Genomic DNA, 20,718 nt, shown 5'->3' with positions numbered 1-20,718 from the left:
TCGGTGCGTAAACACTAGTTCTTCCTACTAAACAATAGCAAGGTACACAGTATCAAAATGATGCTAAATATCCCTGAAAATAACGTAGATTTTACTATCAATAATATATGTGAAAAGCTAAAAATTTCCAAAGAAAAAAGCATAATATGGTGTAAAACTACCATTCCCGAAATGTAAGTGAGTCGTTCGGTTAATGGGACTTTATTCAATTTTACCATATTGTACTCGTAACTCACACCAAAAGAGAACTTTAACAAGAGTGGGCGAATATAAGCAATGAATACACTGGCAGCCGCATGCACCCCTCCCGAATCGGCAAACATATCGATGCAGAGCCCGAGTATAAAACTTAGAATTATTAGTAGGGATTTATTTCCGGTAAACGGGAAAACGATAATAAACAGTATATAGAGATACGGATTTACGTATCCAAGGAAATTAATATGGTTCAGCAGTATTACCTGAACCAGTAGTAATACGATAAACCGAACGATATTGATAAAGATCTCCTTATTCTGCATCTTCGGTTTCTGTTTCTAATTGGAGGATCTCTTCCGAATGTTTGTTTTCAATAATATAAACGTATTTTAAATTCGTCATATCGTTAAACAGTGCGACATCAATAATATAGCTGTCATCATCACCTAATTCAAAGTCTTCGATGGTGCCTATGAGTATTCCCTTCGGAAAAATAGTAGATTTTCCACCGGTCACAATGGTGTCGCCTACTACTAACGGGGCAAGCCTGGGAATTTGGATTAGTTGCGCTGTATTAGGATCCTTTCCATCCCATTTTAAGAAACCAAAATGTTCGGTCTTCTTTAATTTTGCATTAATCTGACTGTTAAAATTTAAAATTGATTGAACGCTGCTAAAATTCTCTGAGGTATTGCTTACAATGCCTACAATACCCTTGGTTGTGATAACGCCAAGATCAACGGCTACCCCATCTGCAGTGCCCTTGTTTAGGGTGATATAATTTCTAGTTTTTGAATAGGTATTATTGATCACTCGTGCCGAACGATACGTATAGGGTGAAGGGAGGATCGTACTGTCTAATACAGGACCCGATTCTTTCCGACGCAATCCTTCAATAGTTTCACGTAATCGGATGTTCTCGTCCATCAATTTTTGATTCTCGGTCCTTAGACCAAAATAGCCGGTGACCTCACTTTTTATATTGTAGATTCCACCACTAAAAAAATTAGCTGAACTAATAAACGTATTTTTATGATAGGAGTGAGTTCGTATAGTTAAGGTGATGGCAATAATAAATAGCAAGCCGAACAACAAGAAGTTTTTATTCCGAATAAAGAAAAAGATGATCTGTTGCACTTCGTTAGGGCTTTACTATGTTCTAAATTTAAGATGCAACATAGCGCATCAGGTTTGTTGTTTCCGGTGATCTTCGATAATGGTTCTAATTATAAAAATACAGCAGCCAGGTTATACTACAGCCATTATTTTATCAAGACACTTTTGTACTTATTGATATTTTTAAGACAAATTCCCGTTCCACGTACCACGGCACGCAACGGATCTTCGGCTATATACACGGGCAGATCGGTTTTTTGAGACAATCGCTTATCGAGTCCACGTAGCATCGAACCTCCGCCGGCAAGATAAATCCCGGTATTGTAAATATCGGCTGCTAATTCGGGAGGGGTTTGCGACAAGGTCTCCATTACCGCATCTTCTATACGTAAGATCGACTTATCTAGTGCTTTCGCAATTTCTCGATAGGATGTTTGCACCTGTTTTGGTTTTCCGGTCAAGAGATCTCGTCCTTGTACCGACATTTCTTCGGGGGGAAGTTCGAGGTCTTCGGTAGCCGCACCGATTTGAATTTTTATTTTTTCCGCCGTACGCTCACCTACATATAGATTGTGCTGTGTACGCATATAGTACACAATATCATTGGTAAATACGTCACCGGCAATTTTAACCGATTTATCACAAACGATTCCTCCTAAAGCGATCACTGCGATCTCTGTGGTTCCTCCACCTATATCAACAACCATATTACCTTTAGGTTGCATGATGTCTACGCCAATACCAATGGCAGCAGCCATAGGTTCATGAATCAAATAGACTTCTTTACCATTTACGCGCTCGGCACTTTCTTTTACCGCTCGCATCTCCACTTCTGTGATCCCACTAGGAATACAAATTACCATTCGCAACGAAGGCGTCAACCATTTTTTCTTTAACGCAGGAATGTCTTTAATGAACATATTGATCATTTTCTCACTTGCGTCAAAATCGGCAATTACCCCATCCTTTAAAGGTCGAATGGTTTTAATGTTCTCATGGGTTTTACCCTGCATCATAGCAGCCTCACGCCCTACGGCGATAATTTTTCCCGAAGTTCGGTCTCTGGCTACGATTGAGGGGGCGTCCACAACTACTTTATCGTTATGAATGATAAGCGTATTGGCGGTCCCTAAGTCGATAGCTATTTCTTCGGTTAAGAAGTCAAAAAATCCCATAAGCTTTGTTGGCGGTATTGAAATTAAAACTGTTGTGCCTTAGCACTTTCACAAAAATAGTATTTTTAATGTTTAAAATGACGTATTCCGGTAAATACCATAGACATGTCATTATTATTGCAATAATCCACACTCAGTTCATCCTTAATGGAGCCTCCGGGCTGGATCACTGCTGTTATTCCTGCGTTGTCGGCAATTTCTACACAATCCGGAAACGGAAAAAATGCATCGCTAGCCATGACCGCTCCTTGAAGGTCGAACTTAAACGACTTTGCTTTTTCGATGGCTTGGCGAAGCGCATCTACACGTGAAGTTTGTCCGGTCCCGCTAGCACAAAGTTGTTTTCCTTTTGCTAATACGATGGTATTCGATTTAGTATGCTTGCAGATCTTTGAGGCAAATAACAAATCTTCTAACTCTTTTGAAGTTGGTTTAGTATGCGTGGCTTGTGTTAAATTTTCTGCTGTATCGGTATTAGAATCCTTGTCTTGTACCAATGCACCGTTTAAACAAGTTCGTACAGTAGTCTCGGGTAGATCCACCTCTTTTTGCACTAACAAAATTCGGTTCTTCTTGCCTTTTAATATAGGGAGGGCTTCTTCGGAAAAAGAAGGTGCAATCACGACCTCGCAAAACAATTTGTGAATTTCAGCAGCCGTTTCAGCATCGATCTCCACATTGCTTATTAAAATACCGCCAAAGGCCGAAACAGGATCACCTGCCAAAGCATCTTTATAGGCTTCTAACACGGAGTTTCTTTGTGCCAAGCCACAGGCATTGTTGTGCTTCAGAATAGCGAACGTAGGGTCTTCTCCTGTAAATTCGCTCATTAAGTTCACCGCTGCATCTACATCCAGTAAGTTATTATAACTTAGTTCTTTTCCGTGGAGTTTATCGAACAAGGCGTCAAAATCTCCAAAGAAATATCCTTTCTGATGTGGGTTCTCACCATACCGAAGTACCTTACCATTGGTTTCACTAATTTTTAGTGCAGGGATGCTACGATCTGCGTTAAAGTAATTGAAGATCGCCGTGTCGTAGTGTGAGGACACGTTAAAAGCCTTGGCAGCGAACTTTTTTCTATCGGTTAGGCTGGTCTCACCATTTTCTTCGGAAAGTAACGCTAAGAAAGCTTCATAGTCCTCCATGGATGAAACGCAAAGTGTGTCTTTATAATTCTTGGCAGCTGCACGAATTAATGAGATACCTCCTATGTCTATTTTTTCAATAATGTCTTCTTCCGAAGCACCCGAAGCTACTGTTTTTTCAAATGGATATAGATCTACGATCACAACATCAAGCTGTGGAATGTTGTACTGTCCCATCTCGCGAACATCACTATCATTATCTTGCCGATTTAAAATACCACCAAACACTTTAGGGTGTAGCGTTTTAACTCGTCCCCCTAAAATTGATGGGTAATCGGTTACATCTTCTACCGGAATGACTTTTATTCCTAGGTCATTGATAAATTTTTGAGTGCCACCGGTAGAATACAAGGTGACTCCTAATTCGTCTAATTTTTTAATAATAGGTTCCAATCCGTCCTTGTGAAATACCGATACCAAGGCGGATGTGATCTTTTTTTTGTCGCTCATAATTGAATGAATAGAATGAATTACAGTTTGCTAAATGGCAAATCTTTGATTGTCCTGCTTATAGACTTCTGCAAAAGTAAGTAATTACACAAGATTTTTGTAACATATGTTAACAGAAAGCGTCATACTTTTCATAACTTTATAATAGCTATTTTTTCCGAAGTAAAAATTGGGAAAATCAAAATAAAACCAACAGTATGCTCATCTATCTTCGCGTATTAAAGGAAAGTTTCAACTTTGCGATCAACGCGCTTAAGAACAATAAGTTAAGAACCTTTTTGTCACTAGTGGGTGTAACCATCGGGATCTTCTCAATTATCGCGGTGTTGGCAGCGGTAGACTCGTTAAAGAAAGAAATTGAAGGTAGTATAAGCTCGCTTGATAATAGTACAATCATTATCATGCGATTTTCATTTGGTCCCACAGAGGTGCCACGATGGAAATGGCAACAATTCCCAGATGTAACCTACGATGAATACCAATATTTAAAACGTACAGTACCGAATATGGAAGCCGCCTCTTTTGCACTTAATGTGCCTCAAGAGACGATGAAATATAACGATAATACAGTGTCTAATGTCAATATTGGTGCGGTAACACACGAATACTACGATATTGAAGCGCTTCAATTGGCACAAGGTAGATTCTTTAATGAAGCCGAATCGGTTAGTGGTAGCGATGTGCTGGTGCTGGGCGATGAGATTGCAAATTCATTGTTTGGTAGCTCCGATCAAGCCGTTGGTAAAAAAGTTCGTCTCTATGGTCGAAAATTCACTGTGATCGGTGTATTGAAGAAAGAAGGGAAAGGGTTGTTTGGTGACTCTAAAGATACGGTAGCCATTTTGCCGGTAAATGTGGTTCGAAAGATCTTTGGCGATAATAATAAATCTACCTTTCCACAAATTATTATCAAGCCTGAAAAAGACGTGGACAATGCCGAATTTATTGCCGTGCTAAAACAAAAATTGCGCCTCTCACGCGGACTTAAACCCGATGAGGTGGATACTTTTTTTGTAAACCAGTTGCAAGGCCTTGCCGATTTTATAGACAATATCACTGGCCAAATGAATATTATTGGTCTTGTAATTAGCGGGTTTTCCTTATTAGTAGGTGGCTTCGGAATCGCCAACATCATGTTTGTGAGCGTAAAAGAGCGAACCAACCTTATAGGAATTCAAAAATCATTAGGAGCTAAGAATAAGTTCATACTACTTCAATTCTTGTTCGAAGCGGTTATCTTAGCGATTATTGGAGGATTAATTGGACTATTCTTGGTATTCATTATTTCGATATTGGCATCCCAGTTTACCGGCGACTTCCAATTTGTGCTTTCCCCTTGGAACATGTTTATTGGTACCGCGATATCGGCTGTAATTGGTCTTATTTCCGGTATACTTCCGGCGATATCGGCATCGCGATTAGATCCTGTAGAGGCCATTCGTACAGGGATGTAAGCGATACGATAATTGTTAAAGAATGTCGGCAACTTCTTGATTAACCCATTCTAGAAAACGCTCGTCTTCCGAAGAGAAAGGATCGGCCATATGAGAATCGATATCGATCTGCCCAATATTTTTTCCATCCTTGAATAGTGGAATTACAATCTCCGCCTTTACATACATATTACAGGCTATGTAATTGTTCTGCGCCTTTACATCGGCTACGACAAAATTCTCATTACTTTCTGCTACTTGTCCGCAAATCCCCTTTCCAAACGGGATGACCGTATGTTCGGTAGGCTCGCCTGCAAAAGCTCTTAGATGCAACGTACGTGTCTCTTCATTGGCAAAATAAAACCCTACCCAATCATAATATCCTATAGAGGCTTGTAGAAGTTCGCAAATCTCAGTAAGTCGTTGGTCTACAGACTCATTCTCGTTTGCTAGAATTGTAGATACTTTGGGGCGAAGGCTGTCAAAAGGCATAATATGTTATTTTCAGTAAAAGTATTTTAAAAGCGCTAGAATTGCCAAATTGAAATGCTGTATTTTTGTTAAAACTGAATTTTCTCCTTTGAAGGAACTGTTTCTAAAATATAAATCGGTCGTTCGCTTTATTCTTCTCTTTTTGGGGACCTACCTACTGCTAACGGCTTGTTACGCCCTCTATTTGTCCATGTCGAAAGGAGGGCAGTATGCACCCGACCTCATTACACATTTAGTAGCAAGACAGTGTAGCGACATTTTAGAAGGACTTGGATATGCGGCAACCGTGAGCCCAAGTGAATCACAGCCGTTAATGGAGCTCTATGTAAGAGGAAAGTATATTGCAAGAATAATTGAAGGGTGTAATGCCATAAGTATCATAATACTATTTACCGCCTTTGTGGTTGCTTTTGCCCAACAACTTAAGAAGACGGCATTGTTTATCTTAGCTGGTGCAGTGCTGATCTATTCTACTAATATAATTCGCATTGTGATCTTGGCGGTTTCATTATATCATTATCCACAATATAAAGAGGTGCTTCATGGGGTGGTATTTCCAGGCTTGATCTACGGGATGGTTTTCTTGCTATGGATGCTTTGGGTGCGATTGGTTAAGCCAAAAAAATATGAATAAGCTTCTAAAAATAGTGGTCATAGTACTGTTACTCGCGCTCCTTGTAGTAGTGCGAATATTTGAAGATGTATTATTCTACGATCCCTTGCTCGACTTTTTTAAGCACGACCATAGTACAAAGGCGTTGCCCGAATTTGAGACCGTTAGACTTTTAGTGCATCTTGTGTTCCGATTTATACTTAACACTCTTATTTCATTGATCATTCTTTGGGTAGTGTTCAAAGACGGCGGTATCTTAAAGATTTCCGGTGTTATCTACGGCCTCGCATTTGTGCTGTTATTTGCGCTATTTTGTGTGCTCTTATTTACTTCGGAAGAAGGGCCGCATATGTTTTTATTCTACGTTCGAAGATTCTTGATCCAACCGTTATTTCTACTTTTATTACTCCCAGCTTTTTACCTTCAGAAACAAGGCTTCGGAAAGATCGCTAAGAAATAATTTTGAAATTAAGTATCTTTGCTTTTCAATTAAAAAAAATAAAGATGAAAAAGACCTATATACTTTCCGTAGCTATGCTACTTTTAATCATTTCTGCTTGTAAATCGGATAAGAAACAAGAGAATGAGCCGGAAGTTAAAACGGTAGAAACGACACAAGAAAAAAGTAAAGAAACCGCTGCTAGTATCGATGCTTCATTCAGTGACGCCGAGATTGGGGATGTGTTCAAACAATACGTTCAACTTAAAACTGCTTTAGTGAATACCGATGCCAAACAAGCCTCGGTAGAAGCTTCTAACCTTTTAACCGCTATGAGCAACAATGATGCAGATCAAGAGGCGATGAAAGCTGCGCAGAATATTGTTGAAAGTGATGATGTTGAAGAACAACGCGCTGCATTTGTAGTAGTAACTACCGCCGTAGAGGCCATGCTAGAGGGTGCTATCGAATCGGGAGTTGTCTACAAGCAATACTGCCCAATGGCTTTTAATAATACAGGTGCGTATTGGTTAAGTGAAAGCAAAGAAATTCGGAATCCATATTTTGGCGATAAAATGTTGAAATGCGGTCGTATCGATGCTAGAATCGAGTAGTTTTAACAAATAACAGCATTACATGCTGCGTTTTTTGCTTTAATTTTATACAGGTGAAACGAGTAATTTCCATAGTATTATCTCTAATGCTGCTTGCGAGCAGTACAGGTATTTCGTACGCCCAACATTTTTGTGGTGAGTACGAAATGCTTTCGGAAATTACCTTGGGGAAAAAGGAGTTGTCATGCGGGATGGTGATGGAGGTCCCCATCTGCGACGATGAGGATATTGCTCATAATTGTTGCGACAATCAATATACGCAGGTTGAAACGGACGATACTTTTACGAAAGTTTCTTTCGATGTAACAATAGATGCTCCTTTCATTTTTTATATAGTTTCGAACTACGAACTCACCGAAGCTAATAACTTCCTTACACAAAATATAGAGGTGACCGAGGACGGTCCGCCTCTGGTCGTAAAAGATCTTCAGATTCTTTACGAGACTTTCCTTATTTGATTCTTTTTGATGTTACGCTTTAGGCGTTCTTAGCTTGTGCTTCACTTGTTGACGCCAACGCACTTTGTAGACATTGAATTTTAAAATTGAATCAAGTAAAGAAGACTTGTAAATGAGGAAACTTATCTATATACTATTTTTTATCTCACTCGCTAGTACTGCTCAAGAGAAAGTTGAGGGCATAGTGTTAGAGATACGTGACAATAAAGAATACCCGTTAGACGGAGCCAACGTATTTTGGTTGGGCTCTAATGTGGGAGATGTGACAGATTTTGACGGCATGTTCGAACTTCCGTTCCAACAAGGAAGAAATCAGTTGGTAATTAGTTATGTCGGCTACAAAACAGATACACTAACAGTTGCTAATCCGAAAAAGATCAGGCACGTGTTACGGTCGAAGGCAGATCTTGATGAAATCACGATCACCTCAAGACAAAAGGCGACAGCACGTTCCTTTATTGCTGCCGAGAACAAGATTAATATTAGCAGTGCCGAGCTGCTAAAGGCAGCATGTTGTAACCTTTCAGAAAGCTTTGAAACGAATCCTTCTATCGATGTGAATTTTGCCGATGCCGTTACCGGTGTTCGGCAAATTCGAATGTTGGGATTAACCAACCCATATATATTAATTACTACGGAAAACATACCGGCAATTCGAGGCGCGCGACAAGCGCACGGACTTAGTTTTATACCGGGTACTTGGGTAGAAAGTATTCAGATCACCAAAGGTGCTGGAAGTGTTATCAACGGATTTGAGAGTATCGCAGGTCAGATAAATGCAGAATTTGTAAAACCCCAAACTGATGATCCCCTTTTTGTGAATGCCTATGGCGCGTTGAACGGGCGAACCGAACTCAATACCCACCTCAATACAAAAATTAGCGAGAAGTGGGATACCGGTTTATACGTGCATGGGAATTATAGAGGTGTAAAGAATGATCAAAATGAGGATGGTCTTTTAGACACGCCCTTAGCGCAACAACTAAATGTAATGAATCGTTGGCAATACACCGATAGTGAAAAAGGGTTTGTTGGGTTTTTAGGTTTGCGATTTATGACCGATGACAAGCAAATAGGGCAAACCGATTTTGATCCGGAAGAAGACCGTGGCACAATGAACGCTTGGGGAGGTGAGATCGATACCAAACATTACGGTCTTGAAGCAAAACTCGGCTATGTCTTTCCTAATATCCCATATCAGAGCTTAGGATTACAACTGGCGTATAGCAACCATGACCAGAAGAGTTATTTTGGGTTACGACCTTATGATGTTAAACATGAAAGTTTTTATGCCAATGCCCAAATCAAGTCGATCATTAGCGACTCAAGACACGTGTTCAGAACCGGGCTCACGGCAACTTATGAGGATTATGACGAGATCGTAGAATCTACCGATTATAGTAGGGTTGAAAACTCGATAGGTGCCTTTTTTGAGTATGCCTACGACGATCTTGAAGATTTTACAATGACCGCCGGTATTCGTGCAGATGTACATAACTTGTTAGGCACCTTCGTTACGCCAAGGCTTCATGCACGATATACACCATGGGAGAAAGCAGCATTCCGAGTTTCTGCAGGAAGAGGGAAACGAAGTGCCAACATTTTTGTGGAAAACCAATCACTGTTTTCAACCAATCGAGAGATCATTATCTTAGATACCGAAGGTGAAATTTATGGACTCGATCCTGAAATTGCATGGAATTATGGCGTTTCATTCTTACAAGGATTCGATCTTTTTGAGCGACGCGCAAACGTTTCATTCGATTTTTACCGTACCGATTTTCAGAATCAAGTGATCGTAGACTGGGAAGATACTAACAGTATTAGGTTTTATAATCTGGACGGAAGCAGCTATGCGAATAGCTTTCAAGTAGAACTTGATTACAGTCTTACACGAGATCTAGATATTCGCACGGCATACAAGTTCTATGATGTGAAAACGGATTATTTAGCAGGCCGATTGGAAAAACCCTTGACACCAAGTCATAGGGTCTTTGCTAATATCGCTTACGAAACGCCGTTAAATGAAGATAAAGGCAGTCAGTGGAAATTTGACCTAACGTATAACTGGCTTGGCGAACAGCGATATCCTTCTACAGATTCAAATCCGATAGGGTTTAGACGGGCTGAATTTTCACCCGCTTTGGGCACTTTTAATGCGCAAGTAACGAAAGTGTTTAGTCCTAGTTTTGAAATTTATTTAGGAGGGGAGAACTTTACCAATGAAACACAAAACAACCCCATAATTGACCCTGAGAATCCTTTCGGGTCGAATTTTGACACTACCTTCGTATATGGTCCTATATTTGGTAGTAATTATTATATTGGACTGAGATATCGATTATAAGAAGTAATTTAATAACCTTTCTTCGGAAAGCTTTTCCGAAGAGAACATAAAATTAATAACAATGAAAAAGTACATAGTCATTTTGGTATTCGCACTCATTGGAGTTACTGCGATGGGACAGGATAAAAACGCGAGAGCTACGATCGAAGTCGATGGCGTTTGTGGAATGTGTAAAGAACGAATCGAAAAGGCCGCAATTCGTACAAAGGGCGTAAAGTCGGCAGTTTGGAATGTAGAAACCAAACAATGCAACCTGATCTATGACGAGCGGAAGACCGACCTCAAGATAATAAGTCAAAGTATCGCCGACGTTGGTCATGATACAAAACTCATAAAGGCAACCGATGAAGCCTATAACAGTGTGCATCCATGCTGTTTGTATCGTGATGAAAAAGTTAAAAAAGACCACGATAATAACTAAGAACAACGTGATAAGCCAACCAATGCGAGACTCTGCTAACATTAGACATATAGAGCAGCGATGAACTCATTTTTAGAACAATGGGGTGAAGCTGCCTATACCAGTGCCGGATTCTTTTGGATGGCACTTTGGGCATTTATCCTAGGGTATGTAATTAGTGGAATGATCCAAATTTTCGTTACCGAAAAACGCATGCAAAAAACCATGGGTGGCAATGAAGGTAAGGGCGTACTGCTAGGTACGTTCTTTGGATTTATTAGCAGTTCTTGCAGTTTTGCAGCATTGGCTTCGGCCAAATCTATTTTTAAGAAAGGAGCAAGTTTTGTTTCGTCCATGGCGTTTCTCTTAGCGTCAACCAATTTGGTGATCGAATTAGGAATCATTATCTCCATATTTCTAGGTTGGCAGTTCGTGGTTGGTGAATATGCCGGAGGAGTGTTACTCATAGCGCTCGTTTGGTTGTTGATCCGATTAATAAATCCGAAGAAGTTGATCGAAAAAGCACGTGAAAACCTAAAAGATCAACAAAGTGGATCAGAAGACGAAACAACTACCCATTGGAAGAAAAAAATTAGTTCTACCGAAGGTTGGGTTAAGGTTTCTAGACAATATGCGATGGAGTGGAAGATGGTCTGGAAAGATGTAACAGTTGGTTTTACCATAGCAGGAATTGTTGCTGCATTTGTTCCCGATGCCTTCTTTAAGACGTTGTTTATAAACAGTGGACAAGGAACTACCGATTTTACCTTTTGGGAAATACTCGAGCATGTGATCGTAGGACCGGTAGCTGCTTTCTTAACCTTTATTGGCTCGATGGGGAACATTCCATTGGCTGCTTTGTTGTTTGGCAAAGGAGTAAGTTTTGCCGGAGTAATGGCCTTTATTTTTAGTGACCTGGTAGTGTTTCCCGTGCTACGTATTAATGCAAAATATTACGGCTGGAAAATGTCACTGTTTATCTTGTTCTTACTTTTTACTGCATTGATTGGAACGTCGATAACGTTGCATTATGCCTTCGATCTGTTTGGTGCGCTTCCCGATCCGTCGCAAGTGACCATTACCGATAGTGAATATTTTAAGATCGATTATACTTTCTATTTAAACTGTATCTTTTTGGCAATTACCGGGATTTTAATCTACCTCGGGTTTTTCAAGAAAACAGATGTTTCCTATAAAATGGGAGAAATGGCTCCAAAAAGTAAACTGTTAGAAGCTATTTTAAAATATGCAGCACTGGTTTGTTATCTTTGGCTTGCGATAGGATTACTCATAAAATTTTTTAACTAACTATGAACTATAGAATCACTCAATTTGCAAGCCTAGTAATCATGATCTTGACCTTGGTTGGTTGTAAATCTGAAACGAAGAAACAAGACAAGCCGGTACATGTAGAAGGCGTGCAATACGCCGGTTCTTTGCAAACCATTATGAAAGGAGAGCTTGACGCGACCATTTCATTAACCGACCTGAAAGAAGTTCCAAACTTATACGCTTTAGGAGCAGCAGAGGGGTTACAAGGCGAAATACAGATCTTTAATGGGGTGGCGTATAACAGTGAGAAAACAGACGAGATGGTAAACATAGATCGTAGCTTTGATGACAACGCTGCCATGTTGGTCTATGCACAAGTGCCTAAATGGAAAGAGGTGAAGGTGCCGGCTATGGTAAAAAGTGACGGGCAGTTTGCGATTTTCGTTAAACAGGCAGCCCAAGAAGCCGGAGTGGATGTAAGCAAACCATTTCCGTTTATGCTTTCAGGACCTATTGCTAAACTGAATTGGCATATTGTAGACTGGGATGAAAACAATCCGAATCACAATCGGCAGAGTCATTTAGATTCTGGCCTTAATGGTGTGCTTGCAAATCAGTTTATCGATATTTTAGGATTTTATTCTGAAGCGCATAAAGGAGTATTTACCCATCACGATTCGAACTTGCACATGCATTTTAAAACAGAGACCGTAAATCTGGCCGGTCATGTTGATTATATTTTCCTGGGAAGCAATATGACCCTAAAATTACCGGAACAATAAAATGACACATCAATACAACATAAAAGGCATGACATGCAATGGGTGCCGTGCAACTGTAACGCAAGAACTAAGCGAAGTTTCCGGTGTGCAGCATGTGACAGTCGATCTCGATAGCGAAATGGCTACCATTAGCATGGAGCATCATATTGCGGTCGAAACCTTTCAAAAGGCACTATCGCCAAAATATTCGATGGAAGAAGTTTCCGAAGAGAAGACCAAACCCGAGCAGAACATTTTCGATACTACAGATTCTACAACGAATTCAACTTCCGAAGAAAAGACCAAACTTCAACAGTTAAAGCCATTATTGCTTATACTGACATATATAACTATAGCAGCACTGCTGCTCAATTGGGAAGCTTGGGATACGAGCCAGGCCATGCTAGACTTTATGGGATTGTTCTATATTGTTTTTAGCTTTTTCAAGATGCTAGACCTTAAAGGGTTTCCTGAATCGTTTCGAATGTACGATCCGCTGGCTAAGGTGTTTCCTTTTTACGGAAAGATCTACCCTTTCCTTGAAACTGTATTGGGACTTATGTTCTTAATGCGTTGGGAAGTAACGATTGCCTTGATTGTTACGCTTATTGTACTTGGAATTACCACGGTAGGCGTAACCCGGACCTTGCTGAGCAAAAAGAAAATTCGCTGTGCGTGTTTAGGAACTGCGCTCAACCTGCCAATGACCGAAGCGACCTTTATCGAGAACACCATAATGTTAGCTATGGCGATCGTTATGCTTATTGGGATGTATAGCTAATATATTTTAGTTAAATATTTCAGAATAAAAGTATCACGAATCAGTTTCTCGCATACATTTACTACATCTTTTAAAAAGATCATTATGGCAATAGCTAAGTCAAACGGAAAGCCTCAACCAAAGAAAGCAGCTGCGAAAGCTCCTGCTAAAAAGGCTCCACAGACTGCTTCTAAGAAGAAGTAATTTGTGTTCGGTTTATTTCGATAAACCCTCAATTGGAACAATAAAAAAAAGCCACCTTTACAAAAGGTGGCTTTCATATTTATAGCAGTTTGAACGATGTTCATTACATCATTCCCGGCATTCCGCCGCCCATTGGAGGCATTCCGCCACCGCCTGCGTTCTCTTCCTTAATATCTACCAAGGCACACTCTGTTGTTAGGATCATACCTGCAACAGAAGCTGCGTTCTCTAATGCGATACGTGTTACTTTCTTAGGATCGATGATCCCTTCTTTCAGCATATCTACATAGGTCTCTGTTTTGGCGTCATACCCAAAGTGTTTCTTGCCTTCGTGTACTTTGTTAATTACAACAGAACCTTCACCACCGGCATTTTCTACGATGGTTCTCAATGGAGATTCGATTGCTTTTGCAACGATCTGGATTCCGGTCGACTCATCCAACGTATCGGTAGTAAGCTTTTCAAGTACTTTTTGAGCACGTACCAAAGCTACTCCACCACCGGCTACGATTCCTTCCTCTACCGCGGCACGCGTTGCGTGAAGGGCATCGTCAACACGATCTTTCTTTTCTTTCATCTCTACTTCGGAAGCAGCACCTACATACAACACAGCTACACCACCTGCTAATTTTGCGAGACGCTCTTGTAGCTTTTCTTTGTCGTAGTCGCTAGTCGTAGTTTCGATCTGTGATTTGATCTGATTTACGCGGCCTTTGATATCGCTCTTGTTCCCCGATCCATTCACGATGGTCGTATTGTCTTTGTCGATGGTCACTGTTTCGGCAGAACCTAACATGTCTACGGTAGTATTCTCTAGCGTAAAGCCTCTTTCTTCACTAATCACAGTTCCACCTGTAAGAATTGCGATGTCTTCTAACATTGCTTTTCTTCGGTCACCAAAACCGGGTGCTTTAACAGCAGCGATCTTTAACGAACCGCGTAGTTTGTTCACCACTAAGGTTGCTAATGCTTCACCGTCTACATCTTCAGCAATGATCAATAACGATTTACCTTGCTGAGCTACCGGCTCAAGTACAGGCAATAGATCTTTCATAGAAGAGATCTTTTTATCGTACAATAAGATCATCGGGTTTTCAAGCTCGGTCTGCATTTTCTCGCTGTCGGTAACAAAGTATGGAGATAAGTATCCTCTGTCAAATTGCATTCCCTCGACTACATCTACGTAGGTTTCGGTTCCTTTTGCTTCTTCTACAGTGATCACTCCTTCTTTTCCAACTTTATCGAACGCCTTAGCAATTAGGTCACCAATTTGGTCATCGTTGTTGGCCGAAATAGACGCAACTTGTTTGATCTTGTCGGAAGAATTTCCAACCTTGGTCGTTTGTTTTTCCAGGTCTTTAACGATGGCTTCGACTGCTTTGTCGATCCCGCGTTTAAGGTCCATCGGATTTGCTCCGGCGGCTACATTCTTTAATCCTTCTTTTACGATTGCTTGGGCTAAAACAGTAGCAGTGGTTGTACCATCACCTGCAAGGTCATTGGTCTTAGAAGCAACTTCTTTCACCATTTGTGCTCCCATGTTCTCTAACGCGTCTTCTAATTCAATTTCTTTTGCAACGGTTACACCATCTTTGGTTACTTGAGGAGCTCCAAACGATTTGCTAATAATAACATTTCGCCCTTTTGGACCCAATGTAACTTTTACTGCATTTGCCAATGCATCTACACCACGCTTTATCGCGTCACGTGCTTCCACATCAAATTTTATATCTTTTGCCATTTTAAAAATTCTTTATTAGTTATATAGTTGCGGTTGCAACTATACGTATTTGTTAAACTTTTTTTGAAAGGTTTAGATGATCGCAAGTATGTCATCCTCACGCATAATGAGGTAATCGTTGCCATCAAACTTTAATTCACTACCGGAATACTTACCGTATAGTACAACATCACCAACTTTCACGGTCATGTCATGGTCTTTTTTTCCGGAACCAACAGCTACAACTTTACCTTGCTGTGGTTTTTCTTTAGCAGAGTCTGGAATGTATAATCCAGATGCGGTTTTGGTTTCCGCTTCCTGAGGTTCAATAACAACCCGGTCTGAAAGAGGTCGAATTTTTAACGCCATTTTCAATATAATTTTAGTTGCCCGCCTATAACGGGTTTGGTTAAACTTTAGTTTTTTACTTTCTATCCCTAATAGTCAGAAATTATGCCAATGGATTAAAACTGACATTTTGAAACAAAAAATGCCAGCTTCTGACAAGCTGGCATTGATAATTATGTACTATATCTCGCGACTACTGTTCTGCGTCTTGAGTATCGGTTGTAGTTCCCGCATCGACCGGTGTTGTGTTCTCTGCCGGAATTGTATTTTCCACGGCATTATCATCAAACAATTGGGTCTCGGCTGCAGAGCCTCCCATGATTGGAATGTTCGATACTAAGATCAATGCCAACATGATCGCACCAAGCGTCCACGTACTCTTGTCCAAGAAGTCGGTAGTTTTTTGAACGCCTCCTAATTGCTGGGTTCCACCGCCTCCAAACGAAGAAGATAGGCCGCCACCTTTTGGGTTTTGCACCATGATCACAACGACCAATAGAAAGGCAACGATAATAATTAAGATCATAAATATTGTAAACGCACTCATTGTTCTGTATTTATCAATTTAGTAATGGCCCGAATTCGGTCTGCAAAGAAACCACTTTTTTCGGGATTTTTCAAAATTAAAATTTTATAGGCTTGAATTGCCTTTTTATAGTTCTTTTGTTGCACATACACCTTGGCCAACGTCTCTGTCATTAACGAATCGGAAGCCTCGGTATAAGGGGCGGCCAGGTCGGTGTTCTTTTCTGAAGATTCCTTCGGAAGGATCCTAGGTCGCTCTTGAATAAATTTATCGATCAGTTCAAATTTACGCTCTTTAGTGGCTTGATCTGTTGTTTCTGAAGTATCGTCTTCCGTTTCAGAACGATCTATGGGTGTGGCCTTCGAAAGTTTTAACCACTCACTAAAGGAGTGTGTATCTTTCTTTGTAAATGGCAACGGCGCATCAATTTCTAAAGTATCTGCTGCCGAAGGCTGTTCCTTGGTCTCGGTCTCCTCAATACTGCTTTGTATGGCTGCTACTTTACGTTCGAAGAGCTTCGGATTTAAGATCGCCTCGGCCTTTTTTAATTCGGCCTTGATCTGTTTGTCCAATTCTAAGCTCACTTGTTCGGTTAGATCTTCAGACTTCACTTCTAAAGTTTCAGCTTCACTCTCATGGCCTAAAATGGCTTGTGAGATCTCATGCTGTACAAATTTTTCCGAAGTAATGTATTCAAACAAGACATTGCGATCGGTCGTATACGCAGCTGTTACCTTTAGCGCATCGTTGTATAAAAAGCTGTTCTCCTGTTTTAACCCTTTGAGTTGTAATGCTCGAGCTGTTTGAAAATACGGATAGCTCTCTATCACTTGATGGAGTTCCTTGGTGTGCGCTCCACTTATTTTTTGTGGATTGGCAAGTAGATATGTAAACGATTGTGTATTCAAAGGCTTACCAGTTTGCAAGTGATTTGTTAAAAATATCTTGTGTAATTCGTTCAAAGATTACTTCTACCGCTTCATCGAGTCGGCTGCCTGTTAACTGCGCGCTGCCCGGATAATCGAAATAGAAAGAAAAACGTTGTTCAAAATCCTTATCAGGTGTATTTGTATTAAAAAAACGAACATTAATAGCAATGGTCAATCTGTTTTGCGCTGCCGTGCTCTGCGCGGTGGCGGTAATAGGTGCGATGTAATATTCAACTATTTCGCCTTCGTAGATAAGATCGCCGTTGTTATTAACCAGATCTAGGCTCGTTTGATTCAACAATAGATTTTGCAGATTTTGGGTAAAATCTCTCGCAATACCCGGCTCCACCAAAGGCGCACTGTTCTGAAAATAATTAACTTGAAACGTCTTGGTCTGCGAATAATCGATATCGGCTCCCGTAAACGAATAGAACTTACATCCTTGGATCATAACCGATAAAAGGATAAATATTCCAATACGTGCTATTTGTGCCATAGGCCAAGGTTGTTAGCGAACAACCACCGTTTTACAAATTATACTGTTTTATTTTTCTGTACAAAGTACGTTCGGAAATGCCTAATTCTTCGGCGGCATCCTTGCGTTTTCCATTGTATTTTTCGAGCGATTTCTTAATAAGTTCCAGCTCTTTTTCTTGAAGCGACAGATTTTCTTCTTCTTCGATCTCTTCGGCAAAATCGTAATTGTCTTTCTTGGTTCTTCCTTGTGCCGAATCATAGCTTTCCGAAGCATTCGACGGGATGCCAAGCACCTCTACTTTTTGTTCTTCGGAAGTGGTCTCGTCATCGACAAATGCCGCTAATTCTTCTTCGTGGTCGTTCTCTTCAGAATAGATCTTATTAATAAGTGTCGAGTTCTCTTCTTTTACTTTTGAAGCATTGCCGCTCTTCATCAACTCCAAGGTTAACTTTTTAAGATCGTTCACATCGCGTTGCATATCGAACAATACCTTGTACAAAATTTCTCGCTCACTACTAAAGTCACTCTCTCGTTTTTTGTTGTTGATCACAGCAGGCAATTGACTACCTACATCGGGCAAGTAGTTGCGCAAAGTGGTATAAGAAATAGCGCGTTCTTGTTCCAATACAGAGATCTGCTCGGCTACGTTGCGCAATTGACGAATATTTCCACCCCAACGGTATTGTAGCAATAAATCGGCCGCGTCATCATCCAACCTAATGGTGGGCATTTTATATTTCTGTGCAAAATCGGATGCAAATTTTCGAAACAATAAATGGATGTCTTCACTGCGCTCTCGTAGTGGGGGTAAATTGATCTCTACCGTACTAAGACGATAGTAGAGGTCCTCTCTAAACTTTCCCTTATCGATGGCTTCCACCATTTTTACATTTGTGGCCGCTACGATGCGCACATCAGTTTTTTGGATCTTGGACGAGCCAACTTTTAAGAATTCGCCATTTTCCAATACACGTAATAATCGTACTTGGGTAGGGAGGGGTAATTCACCAACTTCATCTAAAAAGATGGTACCGCCATCGGCTACTTCAAAATAGCCGCTACGTGTTGCAGTAGCACCGGTAAACGCTCCTTTTTCATGTCCAAAAAGTTCGCTGTCTATGGTTCCCTCCGGAATGGCACCACAGTTAACGGCAATGTATTTTCCGTGTTTGCGATGTGATAAGGAATGAATGATCTTTGGAATGCTTTCTTTTCCTACACCACTCTCACCTGTAACCAATACCGATATATCGGTAGGTGCGACCTGAATCGCCTTTTCTACGGCACGATTCAGTTTTGGGTCATTTCCAATGATCCCAAATCGTTGTTTGGTTGCTTGAACTGATTCCATAGTTACATATTCTCTGAATAACCTACTGCTTCTCCAATTAGTGTAGCAGTAGTACACTCATTAATCTTTACCATGACGAAGTCGCCCGGTTTATAATGTTCTTTTGGGAAAACGGCCACCGTATTTTGTTGGGTGCGTCCGCTCCATTCGTCCTCGTTCTTTTTCGATTCTTTTTCGATCAACACTTCCACAGTTTTTCCTAAGAATTGTTTGGTGCGAAACGCACTGTGTTTTTGTTGAAGATCTACGATCTCTACCAATCTGCGTTTTTTAACTGCTTCAGGAACATCGTCTTCAAGTTTTCTGGCTGCCATGGTTCCGGGTCGTTCCGAATACATGAACATAAAGCCAAAGTCGTATTTTACATATTCCATTAAGGACAAGGTATCTTGATGGTCCACTTCTGTTTCCGAAGGGAAACCGGTAATCATATCCTGAGAGATCGCACAATCGGGGATGATCTCATGCACCTTATCGATCAGCGCCATATATTCTTCACGTGTATGCTGCCGGTTCATTGCTTTTAGGATTCGTGTACTTCCACTTTGTACCGGTAAATGAATGTAATTGCAAATATTTTTGTGCTTTGCGATGGCGTGCAACACATCTTCTTTCATATCCTGCGGATTAGAAGTGGAGAAGCGAATTCGCATCTTAGGTTGTGCCGTTGCAACAAGTTCCAGCAATTGTGCGAAATCGGTCGCAGTAGCCTGTTGCATCTCAGATGCATTTTTAAAGTCTTTTTTAAGTCCGCCGCCATACCATAAGTAGCTATCTACATTTTGGCCTAGCAATGTGATCTCCTTATAACCTTTAGTTGCAAGATCGTTCACTTCTTCCAAGATACTTTGGGGATCTCGACTTCGCTCACGTCCCCTAGTAAAAGGAACAACACAAAAGGTACACATATTGTCACAACCGCGTGTAATGCTTACAAAGGCGGTAATGCCGTTTCCGCCGAGTCGCACAGGAGCAACGTCACCATAGGTTTCATCTTTAGAAAGAATGACATTCACTGCGTCGCGCCCTTCTTCTACTTCTTTTAGTAGATTAGGAAGGTCCTTGTATGCATCGGGTCCCACGACCATATCGACGATCTTCTCCTCTTCCAAGAATTTGCTTTTTAAGCGTTCGGCCATACAACCAAGTACGCCGACTTTCATTTTTGGATTGGTTCGCTTAACGGCATTGTATTTTTCGAGTCGTTTTCTTACGGTCTGTTCGGCTTTATCACGAATAGAACAAGTGTTTACCAAGACCAAATCGGCGTCCTCTAATCGTTGGGTAGTATTAAATCCTTCGTTGGCCAAAATGGAGGCCACGATCTCACTATCGCTAAAATTCATTTGGCATCCGTAACTCTCTATAAATAATTTACGGGTATTCCCTTCTTTAGCTTCCAGAACCAAGGACTCACCCTGTTTCTTCTCATCGATCACTTTTTCTTCTATAGCTTCTTTCAAAACGTCCGTTCTTTTTTTCATTT

22 protein-coding genes are annotated in these 20,718 nt (G+C 40.7%); 10 read left to right on the top strand and 12 right to left on the bottom strand.

Going from position 1 to position 20,718, the window contains the following annotated elements; all coding sequences use genetic code 11:
• Positions 1-14: 14 nt before the first annotated feature.
• The 4 genes from DWA30_RS08300 to purH form a co-directional block, all read right to left on the bottom strand.
• A complete protein-coding gene (locus DWA30_RS08300; RefSeq protein ID WP_114492074.1) occupies positions 15-521 on the bottom strand; it encodes a rod shape-determining protein MreD in 507 nt (168 codons plus the stop codon).
• Positions 511-1,335, bottom strand: coding sequence for a rod shape-determining protein MreC (gene mreC / locus DWA30_RS08295; RefSeq protein WP_114492073.1), 825 nt, complete (start codon positions 1,333-1,335; stop codon positions 511-513). The genes DWA30_RS08300 and mreC overlap by 11 nt, the downstream gene beginning before the upstream one ends.
• 125 nt (positions 1,336-1,460) lie before the next feature.
• Positions 1,461-2,489 (bottom strand): rod shape-determining protein, encoded by a 1,029-nt coding sequence (locus tag DWA30_RS08290; RefSeq protein WP_114492072.1) that lies wholly within the window; start codon positions 2,487-2,489, stop codon positions 1,461-1,463.
• Between the two features lie 65 nt (positions 2,490-2,554).
• The gene (purH, locus tag DWA30_RS08285) at positions 2,555-4,087 is read right to left on the bottom strand and encodes a bifunctional phosphoribosylaminoimidazolecarboxamide formyltransferase/IMP cyclohydrolase (protein WP_114492071.1); all 1,533 of its coding nucleotides are present in this window, start codon (positions 4,085-4,087) and stop codon (positions 2,555-2,557) included.
• A gap of 197 nt (positions 4,088-4,284) precedes the next feature.
• Between purH and DWA30_RS08280 the strand changes: the two genes are divergently transcribed.
• Positions 4,285-5,541, top strand: a complete 1,257-nt coding sequence (locus DWA30_RS08280; RefSeq protein WP_114492070.1) for an ABC transporter permease — start codon at positions 4,285-4,287, stop codon at positions 5,539-5,541.
• A gap of 15 nt (positions 5,542-5,556) precedes the next feature.
• Here DWA30_RS08280 and DWA30_RS08275 read toward each other — a convergent pair whose 3' ends face one another.
• Positions 5,557-6,012, bottom strand: a complete 456-nt coding sequence (locus DWA30_RS08275) for an XrtF-associated fRMsr-like GAF protein (RefSeq protein WP_114492069.1) — start codon at positions 6,010-6,012, stop codon at positions 5,557-5,559.
• 88 nt (positions 6,013-6,100) lie between these two features.
• Between DWA30_RS08275 and xrtF the strand changes: the two genes are divergently transcribed.
• From xrtF to DWA30_RS08230, 9 genes are all read left to right on the top strand, one after another.
• On the top strand, positions 6,101-6,646 hold the full coding sequence (gene xrtF, locus DWA30_RS08270; protein WP_114492068.1) for an exosortase family protein XrtF: 546 nt from the start codon (positions 6,101-6,103) through the stop codon (positions 6,644-6,646).
• Positions 6,639-7,085 (top strand): exosortase F system-associated membrane protein, encoded by a 447-nt coding sequence (locus DWA30_RS08265; protein WP_114492067.1) that lies wholly within the window; start codon positions 6,639-6,641, stop codon positions 7,083-7,085. The genes xrtF and DWA30_RS08265 overlap by 8 nt, the downstream gene beginning before the upstream one ends.
• A 44-nt stretch (positions 7,086-7,129) precedes the next feature.
• Positions 7,130-7,678, top strand: coding sequence for a DUF3347 domain-containing protein (locus DWA30_RS08260; RefSeq protein WP_136073177.1), 549 nt, complete (start codon positions 7,130-7,132; stop codon positions 7,676-7,678).
• Positions 7,679-7,731: 53 nt separating this feature from the next.
• The gene (locus DWA30_RS08255) at positions 7,732-8,136 is read left to right on the top strand and encodes an HYC_CC_PP family protein (protein WP_136073176.1); all 405 of its coding nucleotides are present in this window, start codon (positions 7,732-7,734) and stop codon (positions 8,134-8,136) included.
• A gap of 112 nt (positions 8,137-8,248) precedes the next feature.
• Positions 8,249-10,483 (top strand): TonB-dependent receptor, encoded by a 2,235-nt coding sequence (locus DWA30_RS08250; RefSeq protein ID WP_114492064.1) that lies wholly within the window; start codon positions 8,249-8,251, stop codon positions 10,481-10,483.
• Positions 10,484-10,544: 61 nt separating this feature from the next.
• Positions 10,545-10,904 carry a heavy-metal-associated domain-containing protein gene (locus DWA30_RS08245; protein ID WP_114492063.1) on the top strand — a complete coding sequence of 120 codons (360 nt, stop codon included), beginning with the start codon at positions 10,545-10,547 and terminating at the stop codon, positions 10,902-10,904.
• Positions 10,905-10,964: 60 nt separating this feature from the next.
• Complete coding sequence (locus tag DWA30_RS08240) at positions 10,965-12,191, top strand: permease (RefSeq protein ID WP_114492062.1); 1,227 nt, start codon at positions 10,965-10,967, stop codon at positions 12,189-12,191.
• 2 nt (positions 12,192-12,193) lie between these two features.
• A complete protein-coding gene (locus DWA30_RS08235) occupies positions 12,194-12,937 on the top strand; it encodes an acetolactate decarboxylase (RefSeq protein ID WP_114492061.1) in 744 nt (247 codons plus the stop codon).
• 1 nt (position 12,938) lies between these two features.
• The gene (locus DWA30_RS08230) at positions 12,939-13,697 is read left to right on the top strand and encodes a heavy-metal-associated domain-containing protein (RefSeq protein WP_114492060.1); all 759 of its coding nucleotides are present in this window, start codon (positions 12,939-12,941) and stop codon (positions 13,695-13,697) included.
• Between the two features lie 286 nt (positions 13,698-13,983).
• Here DWA30_RS08230 and groL read toward each other — a convergent pair whose 3' ends face one another.
• From groL to miaB, 7 genes are all read right to left on the bottom strand, one after another.
• Complete coding sequence (gene groL, locus DWA30_RS08225) at positions 13,984-15,621, bottom strand: chaperonin GroEL (protein WP_114492059.1); 1,638 nt, start codon at positions 15,619-15,621, stop codon at positions 13,984-13,986.
• Between the two features lie 72 nt (positions 15,622-15,693).
• A complete protein-coding gene (locus tag DWA30_RS08220) occupies positions 15,694-15,969 on the bottom strand; it encodes a co-chaperone GroES (RefSeq protein ID WP_114492058.1) in 276 nt (91 codons plus the stop codon).
• A 172-nt stretch (positions 15,970-16,141) separates the two neighbouring features.
• Positions 16,142-16,495 (bottom strand): preprotein translocase subunit SecG, encoded by a 354-nt coding sequence (secG, locus tag DWA30_RS08215; RefSeq protein WP_114492057.1) that lies wholly within the window; start codon positions 16,493-16,495, stop codon positions 16,142-16,144.
• Positions 16,492-17,382, bottom strand: a complete 891-nt coding sequence (locus DWA30_RS08210) for a DUF8458 domain-containing protein (RefSeq protein WP_114492105.1) — start codon at positions 17,380-17,382, stop codon at positions 16,492-16,494. Before DWA30_RS08210 ends, secG begins: the two co-directional genes overlap by 4 nt.
• A gap of 4 nt (positions 17,383-17,386) precedes the next feature.
• On the bottom strand, positions 17,387-17,899 hold the full coding sequence (gene lptE / locus DWA30_RS08205; protein WP_114492056.1) for an LPS assembly lipoprotein LptE: 513 nt from the start codon (positions 17,897-17,899) through the stop codon (positions 17,387-17,389).
• Between the two features lie 31 nt (positions 17,900-17,930).
• Entirely contained in the window at positions 17,931-19,232 is a 1,302-nt protein-coding gene (locus DWA30_RS08200; RefSeq protein WP_114492055.1) for a sigma 54-interacting transcriptional regulator, read from the bottom strand.
• Between the two features lie 2 nt (positions 19,233-19,234).
• Entirely contained in the window at positions 19,235-20,716 is a 1,482-nt protein-coding gene (miaB, locus tag DWA30_RS08195) for a tRNA (N6-isopentenyl adenosine(37)-C2)-methylthiotransferase MiaB (protein WP_114492054.1), read from the bottom strand.
• Between the last annotated feature and the right edge of the window lie 2 nt (positions 20,717-20,718).

The sequence above is a fragment of the Candidatus Ulvibacter alkanivorans genome (genome assembly GCF_003333325.1).
Lineage (GTDB): Bacteria > Bacteroidota > Bacteroidia > Flavobacteriales > Flavobacteriaceae > Ulvibacter_A > Ulvibacter_A alkanivorans.
The sequence above is the reverse complement of the archived record's forward strand: the minus strand, read 5'-3'. Positions and strand labels throughout refer to the sequence as shown.

What these genes read in the sequence shown, in the direction of transcription:
- purH (WP_114492071.1), bottom strand. Translation starts at nt 4,087, where the DNA reads ATGAGCGACAAAAAAAAGATCACATCCGCCTTGGTATCGGTATTTCAC.
- DWA30_RS08260 (WP_136073177.1), top strand. Translation starts at nt 7,130, where the DNA reads ATGAAAAAGACCTATATACTTTCCGTAGCTATGCTACTTTTAATCATT.
- DWA30_RS08300 (WP_114492074.1), bottom strand. Translation starts at nt 521, where the DNA reads ATGCAGAATAAGGAGATCTTTATCAATATCGTTCGGTTTATCGTATTA.
- secG (WP_114492057.1), bottom strand. Translation starts at nt 16,495, where the DNA reads ATGAGTGCGTTTACAATATTTATGATCTTAATTATTATCGTTGCCTTT.
- DWA30_RS08230 (WP_114492060.1), top strand. Translation starts at nt 12,939, where the DNA reads ATGACACATCAATACAACATAAAAGGCATGACATGCAATGGGTGCCGT.
- lptE (WP_114492056.1), bottom strand. Translation starts at nt 17,899, where the DNA reads ATGGCACAAATAGCACGTATTGGAATATTTATCCTTTTATCGGTTATG.
- DWA30_RS08245 (WP_114492063.1), top strand. Translation starts at nt 10,545, where the DNA reads ATGAAAAAGTACATAGTCATTTTGGTATTCGCACTCATTGGAGTTACT.
- DWA30_RS08220 (WP_114492058.1), bottom strand. Translation starts at nt 15,969, where the DNA reads ATGGCGTTAAAAATTCGACCTCTTTCAGACCGGGTTGTTATTGAACCT.
- DWA30_RS08275 (WP_114492069.1), bottom strand. Translation starts at nt 6,012, where the DNA reads ATGCCTTTTGACAGCCTTCGCCCCAAAGTATCTACAATTCTAGCAAAC.
- DWA30_RS08250 (WP_114492064.1), top strand. Translation starts at nt 8,249, where the DNA reads ATGAGGAAACTTATCTATATACTATTTTTTATCTCACTCGCTAGTACT.
- miaB (WP_114492054.1), bottom strand. Translation starts at nt 20,716, where the DNA reads ATGAAAAAAAGAACGGACGTTTTGAAAGAAGCTATAGAAGAAAAAGTG.
- DWA30_RS08200 (WP_114492055.1), bottom strand. Translation starts at nt 19,232, where the DNA reads ATGGAATCAGTTCAAGCAACCAAACAACGATTTGGGATCATTGGAAAT.
- groL (WP_114492059.1), bottom strand. Translation starts at nt 15,621, where the DNA reads ATGGCAAAAGATATAAAATTTGATGTGGAAGCACGTGACGCGATAAAG.
- DWA30_RS08290 (WP_114492072.1), bottom strand. Translation starts at nt 2,489, where the DNA reads ATGGGATTTTTTGACTTCTTAACCGAAGAAATAGCTATCGACTTAGGG.
- DWA30_RS08280 (WP_114492070.1), top strand. Translation starts at nt 4,285, where the DNA reads ATGCTCATCTATCTTCGCGTATTAAAGGAAAGTTTCAACTTTGCGATC.
- DWA30_RS08240 (WP_114492062.1), top strand. Translation starts at nt 10,965, where the DNA reads ATGAACTCATTTTTAGAACAATGGGGTGAAGCTGCCTATACCAGTGCC.
- DWA30_RS08235 (WP_114492061.1), top strand. Translation starts at nt 12,194, where the DNA reads ATGAACTATAGAATCACTCAATTTGCAAGCCTAGTAATCATGATCTTG.
- DWA30_RS08265 (WP_114492067.1), top strand. Translation starts at nt 6,639, where the DNA reads ATGAATAAGCTTCTAAAAATAGTGGTCATAGTACTGTTACTCGCGCTC.